Annotated in this window: 13 protein-coding genes; 8 read left to right on the top strand and 5 right to left on the bottom strand. The window is 53.7% G+C overall.

The window, feature by feature from the left end; all coding sequences use genetic code 11:
- Positions 1–33 precede the first annotated feature (33 nt).
- Complete coding sequence (locus tag BMZ14_RS03275; RefSeq protein ID WP_074794597.1) at positions 34–288, bottom strand: hypothetical protein; 255 nt, start codon at positions 286–288, stop codon at positions 34–36.
- A 204-nt stretch (positions 289–492) separates the two neighbouring features.
- Here BMZ14_RS03275 and BMZ14_RS03270 point away from each other — a divergent pair, with 204 nt between their 5' ends.
- Positions 493–2,724 carry a TonB-dependent receptor family protein gene (locus BMZ14_RS03270; protein WP_256208350.1) on the top strand — a complete coding sequence of 744 codons (2,232 nt, stop codon included), beginning with the start codon at positions 493–495 and terminating at the stop codon, positions 2,722–2,724.
- A gap of 64 nt (positions 2,725–2,788) precedes the next feature.
- On the opposite strand, the gene BMZ14_RS03265 is transcribed toward BMZ14_RS03270, so the two are convergent.
- From BMZ14_RS03265 to BMZ14_RS03255, 3 genes are all read right to left on the bottom strand, one after another.
- Complete coding sequence (locus tag BMZ14_RS03265; protein WP_218144963.1) at positions 2,789–3,742, bottom strand: aldo/keto reductase; 954 nt, start codon at positions 3,740–3,742, stop codon at positions 2,789–2,791.
- Positions 3,743–3,911: 169 nt separating this feature from the next.
- Complete coding sequence (locus BMZ14_RS03260) at positions 3,912–6,971, bottom strand: choice-of-anchor D domain-containing protein (protein WP_074794591.1); 3,060 nt, start codon at positions 6,969–6,971, stop codon at positions 3,912–3,914.
- 482 nt (positions 6,972–7,453) lie between these two features.
- Positions 7,454–7,795 carry a putative signal transducing protein gene (locus BMZ14_RS03255; RefSeq protein WP_074794584.1) on the bottom strand — a complete coding sequence of 114 codons (342 nt, stop codon included), beginning with the start codon at positions 7,793–7,795 and terminating at the stop codon, positions 7,454–7,456.
- Between the two features lie 192 nt (positions 7,796–7,987).
- On the opposite strand from BMZ14_RS03255, the gene BMZ14_RS03250 reads away from it, so the two are divergent.
- On the top strand, positions 7,988–8,794 hold the full coding sequence (locus BMZ14_RS03250) for an OBAP family protein (RefSeq protein ID WP_256208349.1): 807 nt from the start codon (positions 7,988–7,990) through the stop codon (positions 8,792–8,794).
- A 373-nt stretch (positions 8,795–9,167) separates the two neighbouring features.
- On the top strand, positions 9,168–10,091 hold the full coding sequence (locus tag BMZ14_RS03240; RefSeq protein WP_074794579.1) for a universal stress protein: 924 nt from the start codon (positions 9,168–9,170) through the stop codon (positions 10,089–10,091).
- A gap of 61 nt (positions 10,092–10,152) precedes the next feature.
- Here the strand turns inward: BMZ14_RS03240 and BMZ14_RS03235 are convergent, their stop codons facing one another.
- Positions 10,153–11,331, bottom strand: a complete 1,179-nt coding sequence (locus BMZ14_RS03235) for an esterase-like activity of phytase family protein (RefSeq protein WP_074794576.1) — start codon at positions 11,329–11,331, stop codon at positions 10,153–10,155.
- 78 nt (positions 11,332–11,409) lie between these two features.
- Between BMZ14_RS03235 and BMZ14_RS03230 the strand changes: the two genes are divergently transcribed.
- From BMZ14_RS03230 to BMZ14_RS03210, 5 genes are all read left to right on the top strand, one after another.
- Complete coding sequence (locus BMZ14_RS03230; protein WP_074794565.1) at positions 11,410–12,273, top strand: hypothetical protein; 864 nt, start codon at positions 11,410–11,412, stop codon at positions 12,271–12,273.
- 3 nt (positions 12,274–12,276) lie between these two features.
- Positions 12,277–12,696, top strand: a complete 420-nt coding sequence (locus tag BMZ14_RS03225) for a hypothetical protein (RefSeq protein WP_074794562.1) — start codon at positions 12,277–12,279, stop codon at positions 12,694–12,696.
- 261 nt (positions 12,697–12,957) lie between these two features.
- The gene (locus BMZ14_RS03220; protein ID WP_074794559.1) at positions 12,958–13,701 is read left to right on the top strand and encodes a hypothetical protein; all 744 of its coding nucleotides are present in this window, start codon (positions 12,958–12,960) and stop codon (positions 13,699–13,701) included.
- A gap of 87 nt (positions 13,702–13,788) precedes the next feature.
- Complete coding sequence (locus tag BMZ14_RS03215; protein ID WP_074794555.1) at positions 13,789–14,271, top strand: hypothetical protein; 483 nt, start codon at positions 13,789–13,791, stop codon at positions 14,269–14,271.
- Positions 14,268–15,170 carry a tyrosinase family protein gene (locus tag BMZ14_RS03210; RefSeq protein ID WP_074794552.1) on the top strand — a complete coding sequence of 301 codons (903 nt, stop codon included), beginning with the start codon at positions 14,268–14,270 and terminating at the stop codon, positions 15,168–15,170. Before BMZ14_RS03215 ends, BMZ14_RS03210 begins: the two co-directional genes overlap by 4 nt.
- Positions 15,171–15,266 lie beyond the last annotated feature (96 nt).

Below are 15,266 nucleotides of genomic sequence, written 5' to 3'. Positions count from 1 at the left end.
GCGCCTTAGGCTCATTTGCGCAAGAGGCTGATATCAGCCAAAGGGCACTACTGTGCGCTCGATGGTTGCCTTCGTTGTAAGCAGCCTGACCTCGACAGTATGCGCAAGCTCGTCTATAAGCCCTGCCGATGCGCCGTGGCCGCTTCTTCTGGTGACGTTGGCAATAGCCTGAAGATCCGCATGGAGACGTACGGGGTCGATTTGCCAGCCCAGAGCAGTGACAAGGGCTTTCAATGCGTCTGTATGAGCTTCAGCGGTTTGGGTATCGTTAAGCGCCGGGGTTGTCATGGTTTTGTCTCCATTGCAAATGAGACTCGATCGTATCTTAACTGTGATTCGCTGTAAAGACTTTGGAGACAAGGTTATATAAGGTTTACATTCAGCTGTACGGGCGGTATCTCGATCCCTGCCCGTACCTGGCAGCGCAGGTTGATAGATGTGTGACAGTAGAGCTATTATGCCGTGATGTATCGGCGTGAAAAGCAAAAGACATTGAAAGCGCCGCCCCCGCTACCGGTTGCCGTTGTCGTTCTCCTGCCTGTCCTGGTTTCGGCATCGGGCTACGCCTTTGCACAGCCGGGCGCCGAGTTGACCGCTCCATCTGCCGCTCAGCAGGACCCATCCCCGGCAAGTGTTCTGCCGATCCTTGACCCTGTTGTCATTAGCGGCACCCGCATTGAACGATCGAGTTTTTCATTGCCCATGTCTGTTGATGTGGTGGAAGCGTTGGTTATCCAGGAAGCGCAGCCGCGAGTCAATTTATCTGAGGCACTATCTCGCGTTCCCGGCCTGGTCATCCAAAACCGGCAAAATTACGCACAGGATTTACAGGTTTCGAGCCGTGGCTTTGGCGCACGCTCCACGTTTGGCATTCGCGGCATACGCATCATCGTCGACGAAATTCCTGCCAGCATGCCGGACGGGCAGGGCCAGGCAGCCAACATCAATCTTGGTTCGGCTAAACGCATCGAAGTATTACGCGGCCCCTTCTCCGCTATCTATGGCAATGCCTCAGGCGGGGTGATACAGGCATTCACGGAGGATGGTCCCGCGGCAACGACGCTATCCGGTTCGGTGCTCGGGGGCAGCTATGGCACAATTCGCGGCGAGGTCAAGCTGGGCGGCTCGCTCGGCGGAACAGGCGGTGCGGATGGAGCACGCGGAACGGCAGGGCCGTTCAACTACGTAGTCGACGTTTCCCGTTTTCAGACAGATGGCTACCGAAGGCATAGTGCGGCCACCCGCTATCAGGCGAACGCAAAACTGACTTACCAATTTAATGATGACTCCAGACTTACCTTGATAGTCAACGAGCTGCATCAAGGCAATACACAGGATCCACTGGGCCTTACCCGCGCCCAGGTGCTCGCGAACCCTCGCCAGGTGGATTCAAGCGCTACCACCTTCAACACCCGTAAAAGCATCGACAATACGCAGGGCGGTCTTGTTTATGAATATAGATTTTCTGCCGCCAACACTATCAAGCTGATCGGGTATGGGGGAACGCGGCGAATCGAGCAGTTTCTTGCCGTACCGCTCGGGGCGCAAATCCCGGTTACCAGTTCCGGGGGCGTGATAGATCTGGATAGAGAATTTGGCGGGCTGGGCCTGCGATGGATGCATCGGAGTGGCGGTTCGCGGCCGCTGACGCTGAGTGCGGGTGTCGATTATGAGATATCCAGGGAGCGGCGCAAGGGATTCGAGAATTTCTCCGGCACAACATTGGGTGTGCGCGGTAATCTTCGCCGCAACGAGAATGATACGGTCACCAGTTTCAGTCAGTATGCGCAGGCCGAGTGGAAATTCACGCCATCCTGGTCACTCTCTGCGGGGGTGCGTCATACGGAAGTAAAATTCAAATCAGAAGATTTCTTTATTCGTACAGGCAACGGAGGCAACGGCGATGATAGCGGCAGCATGACCTTCCGCAATGTACTTCCGGTAATGGGGCTGCTGTACAGGGCGACGGACAGACTCAATCTGTACGTCAGCGGGGGAACGGGTTTCGAGACCCCTACATTTACCGAATTTGCCTACAGGCCCGACGGTGCATCCGGCCTGAATTTCGGACTTCGGCCGAGCAAGAGCCGCAATGTCGAAGCAGGTGTCAAGTGGCTGGCCACAGATAATACGCGTGTAAACCTTGCGCTTTTCGAGACCCATGTTACCGGTGAAATCCTGCCTGCAACCAATTCGGGAGGCCGCGCTACATTTCAAAACGCAGCCGACACCAGACGTCGCGGAGTAGAACTTTCAGCGGACCATCGTTTTAATGCTGACCTTTCCGCTTATTTATCCTACACCTATCTCGATGCCAAATTTCAGGATTCCTTCACCTATAGCCCAAGGGCGACGCTACCGCCGGTAACTGTCGCAGCAGGCAATTTTCTTCCAGGCGTTCCACGCAACACTGCCTATGGAGAAATTGCGTGGCGGCGCGGGTTGCCAGGTTTTTCGGCGGTAGTGGAAGCAATCTATCGAGACAAGATTTTCGTTAATGATGTCAACGCCGAGGCCGCCAAACAGTATGCCATGGCCAATGTCCGGCTCGTTTATTCTCATCAGATCGGGCGCTGGAAGTTCAGCGAATTCGTGCGCGTAGACAACGTAACCGGTACGCGGTATGTGGGGTCCGTGATCGTAAATGAAGGCAACGGCCGTTTTTATGAACCGGCGCCAGGGCGAAACTTCATCGTGGGTCTGAACGCGAGTTATGCTTTTTAGCGCGTGCTATGCGTGCAAATACCGTTGGGAAGATGCCTCACCGCTTAAAGTACCCTTGTGGCTTCTAGTCGCTTGCCGCAGTCAACAGTTCAATATCCGAAGCAGAGAGGGTGAGGTCCACAGCCCGGATAAGGCTTTCAAGCTGCTGAATATTCGTTGCACTGGCAATCGGTGCGGTAACGCCTTCGCGAGCTATCAACCAAGCCAGTGCCACTTCGGCCGGTGCTGCGTTATGAGCTTTCGCCACGTTATCGAGCGCGTCCAGGATGCGAAAGCCGCGATCATTCAGATATTTGCTTGCGCCTTGACCGCGAACACTTTTCCCGAGATCGTCATGGGAACGATATTTACCGGACAGGAAGCCGGATGCCAGACTGTAATAAGTGATAACTCCCAAGCCTTCTCCGATACACAAATCACGCAACTCCCTTTCGTAGCCACTGCGGTCATACAGGTTGTATTCTGGCTCCAGAACTTCATAGCGTGCGAATCCCTGATCCGCTGCAACCGTTAATGCTTCGTGCAACTGATTTGCGCTGTAGTTGGACGCGCCAATTGCTTTTACCTTGCCTTGCTGGATGAGTTTGTCGTAAGCACGCAATGTTTCCTCGATCGGCGTTTCGGTATCCGGTTTGTGGCTCAGGTAAAGATCGATGTAATCCGTTTGCAGCCGGCGCAAGGAATCTTCAACCGCTGTCATGATGTACTTGGCCGACAGGCCCTGCTTATCTTCCGCAAGCCTTGAGCCTACCTTGGTGATGATGATGATTTTCTCGCGGCGGGCTGGCAAGATTTTCAACCAGTTGCCTATTATCGTTTCCGATTCGCCGCCCTGATTGCCATGCACCCACGTGGAGTAGGCATCAGCGGTGTCGATGGCATTGAAACCTGCGTCGACGAAACGGTCAAGAAGTGCGAAAGATGTTTGTTGATCAACAGTCCAGCCAAACACATTGCCGCCAAAAACCAGCGGTGCGATTTCAAGGCCCGTTCGGCCGAGCATGCGTCTGTTCATCATGACCTCCTGCCGTGCCGTTCAAGAGCCGGCAATTCCAAGCAACCGGGAGAAAAACGCCGCAGTCCTGTTGCGCACGAGATAGGTATTGAGATCGAGCGTCATTTCAGCATTTCATCGGCAGGGGAGTGAGACCCGGCCGCAAGAGCTTTGTCTCGTGAGATACCTGGGGTTAATAATCATCCTCCCCTTCATGTCGACCGTTATCGTCATCGTCATCACAACAGTCCTCATAGCACTCTGGAGAGCAACATTCGGCATGGCGCTTTTCGCAGCATCCGTTGCGACACGCCTCACAGTGTTGCTTGCAGCTGCAATCGCTCCAAATTGTGTAAGCCATCACCTCCAGAATCTTGATGGGAGTAATGGGATCATCACTGGTAACGACCAGTTCGGAACACTTCGAACATTTTTCGGTGGCCTTGTAGCGAATGACGATGCCTAAGCAAGCGCCGGGGTGCAGGGTCGCTGGGAAGGGATTATTGACCAACTTCAAGTGGCGGCTCTTCCGCTTGAATGCAACGCTCGTCACGTGCAATTTGCAATCGCCGGTATTACAGATCGAGATGGTGCGCTCCGCAGTACAACAGGCCCTTACCGCGCCGAAACACAGCGATCCAGTAATTGCGAGCTTGCCAGCAGGTGCCTCGCCTGAGACGTCGATTGTGTGTGGACTGACTGGATCATCGCTGATCACTGTGAGCGTGGCAGACTTGGGACCGAAGCTGCCTGGCTCAAAGCGGATGGGTACAGGCAGAAAGTTTCCGGCTCCGATGGTTACCGGGTAGGACAACACTTGTGGGACGACGAACTCACCAGAGGAGGAAGTAATGCTGTTAACCGAGAGAGTGCATTTGCCGCTATTGCTCAAGATCAGCGGTTCATCCACGAAAGAGCCCACACAAACTCTCCCAAAGTTACCGGCGTTCGCGGCCACCAGAACCAGGCGAGGCGCCGGCGCATCCCCGGTGACGTCAATGGTGTGCGGACTGGCAGGGTCATCACTGATCACCGAAAGTGTGGCGGCTTTGGGTCCAAAGTTCGTCGGTTGAAAGCGGATGATTACATTAATGGAATCTTGGGGCCCGACAACGAGCGGATAAGAGATGACACTTGGCGTCAGGAAATCAGGCGAGGACGAGTTGATGCCGGATATTTCCAATGACGCAGACGAACTCCTGTTATTGATGGTCAGCATTTGGTCAGCAAACGACCCCAGACAGACATCGCCAAAATTACCATCGTCCGCAATGGCGGTTGCAAGTGGGTCGAGGATATCCGCGGTAACCACGACAGCGTAACCTTGCCCAGGGTTACCGACATTGACCTCCGTACCGATCACGCGGATCGCCCAGTCGCCGGTCGTCGGTGCGGTGATGAGCGCCATCTCCACATTGTTGAGAGTATCCGGCGCTCCGCCAGTGACTGACACCCCTCCTGCAAAGACATTGCCACGGAAGGTTTGAGTGCGGTCTGGTGACAGCACTTCCAGATCCAGGTTGTTGACGACCGGGCTGGCACTGGCTGCGGCGCCGGGTGGCTCGCTCCAAACCAGGGTTACCTTCAGGGGCTGGGTGCTGGTTGCGACGTCGACATGATATTCGTGCGTATCCCCGGTGAAGAGTCCACTGGCATGACGGATGTCCCATACACGGAGATCGCTCGCACTACCGGGAAAGGAAAGGGCGTTGTCAAGTTGCACCAGGCCCCAGCCTTCCAGATTACTGGGATATCCCGCGACGCCGGTCATGTCGATGGTTGAGTTGAGCAGCAGCGCTTTAAGCAGCGCCCCAGAAGGGACGAAGGCATGTTGTGGTTGAGGTGTCCCGGTGGGATACCAACCTTCGGCAAAGTACTGACGCGCCAAAATAGCGGCAGCTGCGGTGTGCGGCGTCGCGTAGCTCGTAGCGCATGCGGAGCGGGGACCAGTTCCACAAGCCGTACTTACAGTTGCCGACTGGATGCCACATCCCGGAGCCATCAAGTCCGGCTTGCTCCGCCCATCGGCTGTGGGTCCGGGGTTTCCGTCGCCAAAATTCATCTCGCTAGGGTCGGCCTGGCTTGCGCCAACGCAAATCGCATTCTTGGCTGTGCCTGGCGGTCCCTGTTCCTCACCGTTGTTACCCGCCGAACCAAGCACGAGGTGATCCTCGTTGTTCCAGGTAAAGGTATCAACGTCCGCTGCCGTTTGGTTGTATGTTGCCGGGTTGCCGCTACCAGCCGTGTTGTCGTGCCAACTGTTGGTATGAACAACAGCGCCCATGGTCGCAGCTGCGTTCAGCTCGGCCAGCATTGAATTGATGCCCGGGATATCGTTATTGTTCCCACAGACCAGTCGCGCTGCCCACGCGCCTCCGCGGCGGCCTGCAGCACCAGGATTGTTAAAATCATCCCCTGCTGCGCAGCCGGAAGTGAAGGTGGCGTGACCACCCGCGGCAGACCCGGAGGCGTTGCGAATCTGTAATATCTTGCGGTGAGCCAAACCCGGAGTGTTATTTACCGGGTCCTGGAAGAAGCAGTGGTTGATGTCAGGAGGAGCGCTGTCGATCAGACCAATAACCTGTCCTTCGCCGTGCAACCCTTGATTCCAGATTACGGGGTTATTCGCGGTTCCGGACTGGATCGTGCCGGCGGCATTGACGTTGTCCTCGATATGCTCTGCCACCTCCTCTATCCACCGGACCGAATCAAGCTGCGCGATCTTCGGCAGCAGATCCAGCGACTGCACGATGAAGAGCGCTTGCGCGGTTCCCCCGATCTTGCGATCGTCGATAATCCGTATTTGGGATGCCCCCAGCTTCTCCAGTGTCTCGGCTATGTTTTGGAGGTCCGCCTCGGGAAAGAGCAAGACATGCAGCCAATAGCCGGCGATTTCTTTACGCTCCGGGGTTCGAAAACCCCGTTCCCCTATGCCAGGTGCTATTTTGAACGCTGGATGAAAGGGAACGGATGCACGAAACAACGGGTCAGCTGACAGCTTTCCAAGGGTTTCGGCAGTCATCTCTTCCAGATACGCATACTTAGGAATATAGACAGTAAGTTTCAGCCCGTATCGATTCTGGATGTGAGTCCGCTCCTCGCGCGTCAGGGACTTCTTGAACTGCACGATGGTAGGGGCACAGCCTTTCGGTATCTTCTTGATTCGTAATTCTTCAGGGACATCAGGTTTCTCCGTGAGCGGGTCGAACGAGAAGCTTGTCAGCCGGACGGGTCGTCTCTCATGATCTTGCATGGTTTACCTCCTTAAGCATTCAACACTTACATACCGCTATCGGTGGCCACCTCGTAATACAGTGAAGGGCAACCTGACTCTATATCTGGAGACAGTCTTACGCCCTAACTCCCACACCTGCTCCCTGACCGGACGTTGGTGGATCGCGCCCAGAGTAATTTGCTGATTGGTTTTTCGACAACCACCAGTACGTTAACCAGAGCTGCGCTTCGAACTTGAATTCGAGCATTCTTTATAGACCGCCATGCGGGAAAAGCAAGTTTCTATGTTTTACGGCTTGCTTCCTTGAATTAATCCCGATTCCGTATAGATGGGCAAGCTTCATCAGTCGCACTTATTCCAGGTTCGATGCAGACCGCCAGAATAAATGCAGATGATTTGCGGTTAATCCAGGTTCATGGGGTTCGGGGGATGGATAGTTGCGGTTATTCTTGGATCAAAACCGTGTTGAAGACGGTCGTGATGGCTTGAAATGCAGGCTGTTACCCTAGGCTATGCCCGACATTCAATAACACGGCCTCAAGCCCTGCACCGCAATGCCAGCATAACTGAAAATTGCGTGGATTCTCCTCGCCGCATGAGCGGCAGAATACGACGCGGTTTTCAACCGGCGCCTTTTCAAAATTTCTTACTATCGCTTGGCCGCGTTCAAAATCGCCGTCTCGGATTACCCACACCTCTGGATAAGCATGGGTAAAAGGGATATCTCCAAGGCCTCCCTGTGCGTGCTCGTTAAACAGGCGGGCAGGTATATTCGCGTGCCCAAGAAGATCAAGCATGATTTGAGCTTCCATGAGATTAGTGGCCGAGCAGAGTTTTTTCATAGGCTCAAGTATCCCCAAACTCTTCCCTGTGTGCAATAGAGCCTTTTGATCGCCCCGTGAGCATCGCCCTACATACTTAAGCTTGCTCGCGATGCCGAAAAAAAAACGTTGACGCTTTTGTGCGTTGACGTACTTACCAAGGCGGTGGCGTCTTCCACAATGCAGCTTAAGGCTTAAATCCAGGAGGCAATAATGAGTAAACGGCGCAAAAACCTACAGGATGTTTTTTATACGGTCATGGTAGCGGCGTTTGCATCCGGGTGGGCATTGCCCGGCTCTGCACAGGAAGGCATGCAACCGGCCACTGCTCCCGCGGGCGATGCAAAAACGCCCAAAACAAAAATGCTTGAAGCCGGTGCAAAACTCCTGCAGAGCAGTTCGCCATTGAAGCCATTCGACATTTATCTGGTGGGTTTTCACCCCATGAAGGATTCGCCGGAAGACCAGATGGAGGCTCATCATTATTGCCATCAGGTTAACGAAGATTTTGCGCAGTGTGTGTTGTTCGACAGCAATACAAAGGATGCGAATCTGAATGGCATCGAATACATTATTTCCGAAAAACTCTTTACTGCCTTGCCTGAAGAGGAGAAAAAACATTGGCATCCCCATAACGGTGAAATTCTCTCCGGACAACTTGTTGCACCGGGGATCCCGGACGTGGCGGAAAAAGAATTGATGAAACAAAAAATGAACAGCTATGGCAAGACGTGGCACGTGTGGAATACGGGGTCTGAGGAAAAACCAGGCGATAATCTCCCCTTGGGCGAGCCTATGCTCGGCTGGTCATTCAGCCGAGACGGTGAAGCAGTTCCCGGACTGGTGGAAAAGCGGGATAGGAATATGAGAATAAACAGCGCGGAAAAGCGCAAGCAGCGGGCAGACCTGAAACAGTTCGCCAGGCCGCAATCAGGCGTTGATGACCTCAAAGGTCGCTTTGGCCGGTCTACCCAGGATATTCCGGGCGTTGTCGACCGAAAAAGCAAAGGTAGAGATTGAACAAATTTCTCTAACTGTAGATTACTGCTGCTCTTTCCCTTCACATAGCCGTTGCAGGCGTCAATCCGGCTGATGGTTTAGCTGGCGTATGGGAGCCATCGATCAGCGGTCAGCCAATCAGCCGCCATAATCCCGTAAGAATCCTTGCGATTGCATACAGTAGCTTGATATGCTCGCCTTTCCAGTTTCCATGCCAGGACGAAACCCGCCAATTGGAATGACAGGATGGTTTGGGGACCACGGCCTGTCCACTACTGATTGGCCATATTCGGCAGTATCCGCGTGAGCCTGGCTGCTCTTGTGTGTCATTCCAACGCTGGACAGGCTTGCGAGCCGGGCAATACCATTTTTTCCGAGCCTTTTGAGAGACGGCGTGTCAGCTATTAAGACCATTTTGGTGGCAACGGATCTTTCCGAATTTTCCCATCGCGCGGCGATACGCGCTGCCATGTTATGCGCCAGCCTGAATTGCAATAAGGTCGAGTTGCTGACGGTGAAGGAAGCGGGTTTACCCGATGCGATGGGACTTGTTCTCAAGAGTACGCCGACAGCAGCGGAAACCGTCCTGACCGATCGCGCCATGCGCGAATTGCGGCTGATTTCAGGACAGTTGCAGGACAATTATGGTATCCGCTGTACCACCAACGTCAGATTTGGGCAGACCGTGCAAGAAATTGTTGCCAGAGCGGATGAACTGGCGGCCGAATTAACGGTTATAGGCGCGCACGGGGGTAACTTCTTCACAGACCTTTTTCTCGGTAACACTGCCGACAAATTTGCGCGCATGAGCAAAAGTCCGGTGTTATTGGTAAAGAACCAGACTGCAAAAGCCTATCGACAGGTACTGGTTCCGGTCGATTTTTCGGAAAATTCCCTGCGCGCTGCGCACATGGCCATCAACGTGGCGCCTGATGCGCACATCACTTTTCTACACGTATTCGATGTCGTGGTGGAAGAGCAAATGCGGTACGTCAATGTCGCTCATGACATCATTCATGAATATCATGTTAAAGCGGGTGAGGACGCCCGGGCTGAATTAAATCAGTTTGTAGATAATCTTCAGGCAGGGAGCCATTCGTTTTCCCGCATAGTCAAATTCGGGCATCCCGGACATGCCATTTGCGATTACGCCAAGTCAATGAAACCTGATCTGATCGTAGTAGGAAAGCATGGAAAATCGCGTTTCGAAGAGTTGCTGCTGGGAAGTGCTTCGCGGCATGTAATGGAGCAATGCTTTTGCGATATCCTGATTGTGACGGCGCCGACCTGGGCGGAACGGGACGAAATAGGGTTATAAGTAAATGCTGGCCGAGCCATACCGGGCAAAGCACATCTGCGGCGTAATTATAAATATCAAATCAATCCTGGTTGATTTCCAATGCGATGAATTGGGTCAACTGTTTCTTGCTGAAATTGTTGTCGGCGACCAGGACAACGGTGTGTTTGCCGTTAAACCTTGGCCCCAGGGTGATGCCTTCGATATTACCGACCGCCAGCCTGGACCCATCCGTATTTTTCACTTCCGATAAATCAAGCAAGAGTGTCTTTGTTACCGGCTGAATGCTTTGACCTACGATAGATTTGATTTCTGAAATATCGGTTGCGTCACGGGCGTCCGCGTAATACAACTGGACGTTAAACCCGGTTGAACCGCCGGGTGCGACTGCACCCAGAGAAAAGGCGCGCTCTATGGTGATGAACTGACGGTCTCCAATGGCGACAAAACCTGTCAGCCCGTTGGTGGCGAAGCCTCCGAGTGATGTGGCAATGAAAGCAACAGGTTCAACCTCGTATATATATTCTGCGGCCGGTTTTCCGCTGGCAATATCGAAGGAGAGAATGCGCGCGCGGGAACCGGTGAGGATAGTGGCGGGAAGCGACTCCTGAGCCAAGCCATTTTCCGTGGCTGTGTATAAGGTGTCGCCGTCAATCGAGATCGCGAGGCTCTCGAATCCCAGGTTGTTGTATATGCCTTTATCGCCGGGGAATATCCCCATGTTGGAGCCGCGCGGATAGTAGCGCGGCGGTACGCTGAATTCACGGCTGTGAGTGCCGTCGGGATTCATCTCGCGCACCACAGGATTCCGGAAGGCAGAAATACTGCGCTGACCTTCGTCACACCAGTAGATTTTATTGCGAAACCGATCGAAGCGCATCCCTTCCGGGTCAACCGAATTTCTCTTGAAAGCGTCGCCATCTGGCCGTTGAATCGTTATAACGGCATGGAAAGTGACACCCTTCATACCCGGTGCGTCAGAGGGCTCGAATTGAGACAAGTCCAGGGATAGCTCGTAGAAGCGCGCCGGACTGGTTTTGCTACGGTCATCGCTGATTGCCAGATAGCGGCCTGTGGCAGGGTTGTAGTCCAGCGAAGACAAGCCCCCGATAGTGGTGCCGTTGAACCTGGTCTTGCCTGGCACAATCTGCTGTCCTATATAGCTCAGGCCGAAGCCAACGGAGCCGTCAGCGGCATGGACGGAAACGGTAATGCCGAAGCTTATCGCCAGAGCAATGCGCACCCACCTGATTATTCTCATGTGTGCGAGATTTTCACTATCATTAAAAACTGGAGTAACACATCGTGATTACGCGGAGAGTCGCCACAGGTATAACAAATGACCGGATCCCTCCTTATATGCCGGAGCTTCGCGTGGACATTAGCCTTGGTTTTTTTTGCGACGGCTGTATCCGGGTGTGTAAGTTTCAAGGAGATAAAAGCATTTGCCTCGGTTTCCGCGAATGCTGCCAGTCATGATGCGCTTACAAGGAACTATATAGAAGCGCCCGACAGACGCAAGCAGTACCAGCCGGAGAAATTTCATGGCGAGCTGGAAGCGCAGAAGGCGCGACGCGAGGCGCAGCGAGCAAGCCTGGATTTACTCCAGCAAACCGTGACAGACTACATGCAGGCGCTCGAGGGGCTTGCTACCGGTGACATCAGGCCATACGACAAGTCACTTACGAATCTCAGCTCCGACCTTAACGACGCAACGCTGCTGGACCGTAATGAAAAAGAGGCTGTTGAAGCGTTATCGACCATTCTTGCACGTACTGTCACGGCCACGTACCGGCTGCATGAACTCAAGAAGATAGTCGAGGAGAGCAATCAGCCGCTTCTGGATATTATCAGCGCTACCCGGAAGATTGTGAAAAAGGGGATCGCCCCGGATTTGCAGGTCGAATCCACGCTTGTGGAAAGATACTATGATAACTTCATGCTCGCGCCGGATAATCCTCCAGAGCCTGTCGCGATGGCGCTCGCAAAAGAGGTCAGGGCAGAAGCCTTGGGTCGTCTCGAAAACCGGCTCCGAAGTATTCAAGCCTATGGTGTCGTTCTGGAAAAAATCGCTGGGGGCCACCAGTACCTGTATGACCATCGGGACATGATCGGCGATGACGAGTTTGGCCGGCAGCTCAAGCAATATACCGGCGAGCTTCGGGCTGCTTACAAGAGCTTGCTTGATATTTCGCGGGAGTAGCACATGGACAAGCTGTCCCCGGATGATGCTTTTGAATTGGGTAATCAGTTCCGCGAGGCGGCGATAGCATTAGGAGACTGGCGACTCAGGAACCGGGCCGGTCTGAGCAAAGCACAGTGGGAAGAGCTCGATGATCAGGAAATTGCACTTCTGAATACTGCGTCCGGTATATTCACCAGTGCCATAGGGGCGATTCTGACCGACAGCCAGCCGGCACTCGCGGGCTTGAAATCCAGCGTAAAGAGCGCAAAGTCGGCAATAAAACATATCACTGGCTTCAAGGAGGCGCTTGACCTTGCATCTGCGCTACTCCTTCTAGCCGGTGCGGTGTATTCCGGCAATGCCGCTATAATCCCCGCCGGCATAGTCGCGCTGCAAGACGCCGCCGAAGCTATTCTTGCCTCAGATGAGCCGGATGCGTAATCGTGAAGTAATGGTATGCGGTCTGCACGATAGGTCTGCACCATGCCTGGCGCTAAGCGGTTATGCTCCTCTCTGCCGCATGTAATATTCGTAAAAAAAACCATTATCCAATTTCCCATCGGTTCGCCTGCGTAATTTTTACTTGACGCCATTCTTGCCTTTTCTGTTTTTCAATCTATAAAGATAAAGAAAGCCGGCAAACGGCGCAGAGACGGCAATGGATGCTGTTCAGCCATTGTAAATAACCAGGGGAAATTAATCATGGAAAAAATTCTTGAAGTTAAGGAAGTGGAACTGGCGGTTCTGGAAAGCTTTCCGCCCAAATTGCGAATCACTGCATACGGCACAGTGCCGACCGGTGGTTGGACCCATCCACGACTGGAGCCTTTTATTTTTATCCAACCGCCCCCGGACGGGATTTATGATTTCGATTTTGTTGCGGATCCCCCTGAAGGACCCGCCACCCAGGTGATTACCCCCATCGGGGTTGTTCACCTCTGGGACCCTTTACCCGAGGGTGTAAGGGGAGTGCGGATACATGCCGGACAAAATTCTGAAACAGCGTTACTGGATCACCCGGAGCATCCGGATCGAACACCTACCCGTTACACATTCGTTGATCAAGAAGGTGTCAAACGCGTCGTTTTTTTCCCCAGAGCGTTGGGGCCGTTGGGAACAAGCGAGAGGCCCGGTGAAGCCTCGCTCGAATATACCGGCCTGGAAGGCAACGTGATATTTCGTGGAGAAGAAATTAGGCAACAGAAAACTGTGCTGGGAAAGCTTATTTCCGTGGCGCTTAAGTCCAATATGGCTGACGAGGGCTTTCTGGATTTTGCGCTGGTTTTACCCCCAGTCAGGATGGAAAATGAGGTACAGGTCGAATTCAAAACCGTTGGAATACTGTCTCAGGGACCCTCGGGCTTTGGCGGGCTCCCTCCGGGCGCGCAACGTACATACGAGGTATTGGAACTCGAGGGCATCGCTGAATATATTCCTATTCTTTGAATACGGGGTATGGAAAAGGGCAGGGCTAATCAGTGCCACACACAATGACCCCGTTTAGCCTCTCGCGATCTTTGTGAAGGAGTAATCATGGAAGAGAAAAATGCCCCTGCCAAGGGAAGCATTGAGAAGGGCGATAAGTCGAAGACTACACGAAAGGAGCCGAAAGACTCGATCATCAATCCGGATCTCTCTGTTTTAGAGAACTACTCACCAACGGAAGGCGCAAAGTCCCACCCCGACTGGGTGAAGAAAAAGTTTCCCTCCTATATCGAGCCTCATGGAGAACACGGCGGGCCCGAGGCTACCAGTGTGCGGGAAATCACGCATAACGGGCACCACATCAAGATCATCACTACCTACTGCGTGGAGGTGGACGGAAAACCCGCGAATCTTCACCTTTCCGTCGATGAGGACGGGCAGGTTTATACTCATGCAACGCCGTTCGTAACTTATGGTTCCGCTGTGGACCTGATGAAACAAGTGATGGATGCTTACCCGGATGCATTCACTGAATCCGGTCCGAACGCCGATCACGGCCGTGATCACAATCAGGGCGGAGGTCATCAATGATCCGCCATAATTTCCTCAGTAACCCCGAAGCTGCCCAGAAGTATATCGAGGGGGTTAGAAGACTCAAGGACCCGGCGCAGTTTGCATGGGCAGGTCAGGACGGGCTATCGATCTATGACTCGTTCGTTTTCTGGCATCACCAGTCGATGATGTTGATGACCCCACCCAATCAAAATGACCGCAACGCGGCGCACTCCGGCCCTGGCTTCCTGCCCTGGCATCGATATTTTCTTATCACCCTGGAAGGATTATTACGCCAGGCGTTGAATGACAACGAATTCAGGATTCCCTACTGGGATTGGACTACGGATGCCGAGTTGCCCGAACCGGCCACATCCCCGATATGGAGCACTGCAAATCTCGGACAATTCGCCCTCTCCGACTGGCGGGTTCGCCTGGAGATGAGCCTGAGAACCGGGGATTTGAGGCCAGCGAACCGGTCGCTGCAACGCGAACTCGGCAATACAGGAAGACTCCCCACAAGAACCGGGGTGCGAATGATCATCCGCGACCAGGCGGCGTACGACACCTCGCCGTTCAGTTCGTCTTCGCCCGGCGGCATACGCAACCTCGTGGAGGGTTGGGTCGGGAACGAACGCATTCACAACAGCGTCCATGTCTGGATTGGCGGGGACATGGGGCGGTCCTCGTCGCCAAATGATCCCGTATTCTTTCTGCACCATTGCAACGTAGACCGAATCTGGGCTGCATGGCAGGAGAGACACCCGGATTCAACGTATCTGCCTGATATGACAGCGCCCGACACGCTCCAGTTTCACCGGATCGACGATGCGCTATACAGCATTTATGAGGACACCGTCACGCCAGGGGATATGGTCGATTACAAAACGTACTATGAGTACGATACGATTTCCGATCTTGCGGAACTACAGGTTTAGTTGGATTGCAGACAGTTTTGATCACCATCCCGGACGCTATGGTTCCTGCTATGTGCCCCATACCCGTGTCGGCAAGCTCACGCGAAGCATGATGAG

The organism is Nitrosospira briensis (assembly GCF_900115125.1).
Classification (GTDB): domain Bacteria; phylum Pseudomonadota; class Gammaproteobacteria; order Burkholderiales; family Nitrosomonadaceae; genus Nitrosospira; species Nitrosospira briensis_A.
Note: the sequence above shows the minus strand (reverse complement) of the source record. Positions and strands in the feature narration are given on the sequence as shown.

Coding starts and splice junctions, on each gene's coding strand:
- BMZ14_RS03275 (WP_074794597.1), bottom strand. CDS start 288: ATGACAACCCCGGCGCTTAACGATACCCAAACCGCTGAAGCTCATACA.
- BMZ14_RS03235 (WP_074794576.1), bottom strand. CDS start 11,331: ATGAGAATAATCAGGTGGGTGCGCATTGCTCTGGCGATAAGCTTCGGC.
- BMZ14_RS03225 (WP_074794562.1), top strand. CDS start 12,277: ATGGACAAGCTGTCCCCGGATGATGCTTTTGAATTGGGTAATCAGTTC.
- BMZ14_RS03230 (WP_074794565.1), top strand. CDS start 11,410: ATGACCGGATCCCTCCTTATATGCCGGAGCTTCGCGTGGACATTAGCC.
- BMZ14_RS03260 (WP_074794591.1), bottom strand. CDS start 6,971: ATGCAAGATCATGAGAGACGACCCGTCCGGCTGACAAGCTTCTCGTTC.
- BMZ14_RS03220 (WP_074794559.1), top strand. CDS start 12,958: ATGGAAAAAATTCTTGAAGTTAAGGAAGTGGAACTGGCGGTTCTGGAA.
- BMZ14_RS03255 (WP_074794584.1), bottom strand. CDS start 7,795: ATGAAAAAACTCTGCTCGGCCACTAATCTCATGGAAGCTCAAATCATG.
- BMZ14_RS03265 (WP_218144963.1), bottom strand. CDS start 3,742: ATGATGAACAGACGCATGCTCGGCCGAACGGGCCTTGAAATCGCACCG.
- BMZ14_RS03215 (WP_074794555.1), top strand. CDS start 13,789: ATGGAAGAGAAAAATGCCCCTGCCAAGGGAAGCATTGAGAAGGGCGAT.
- BMZ14_RS03250 (WP_256208349.1), top strand. CDS start 7,988: ATGAGTAAACGGCGCAAAAACCTACAGGATGTTTTTTATACGGTCATG.
- BMZ14_RS03210 (WP_074794552.1), top strand. CDS start 14,268: ATGATCCGCCATAATTTCCTCAGTAACCCCGAAGCTGCCCAGAAGTAT.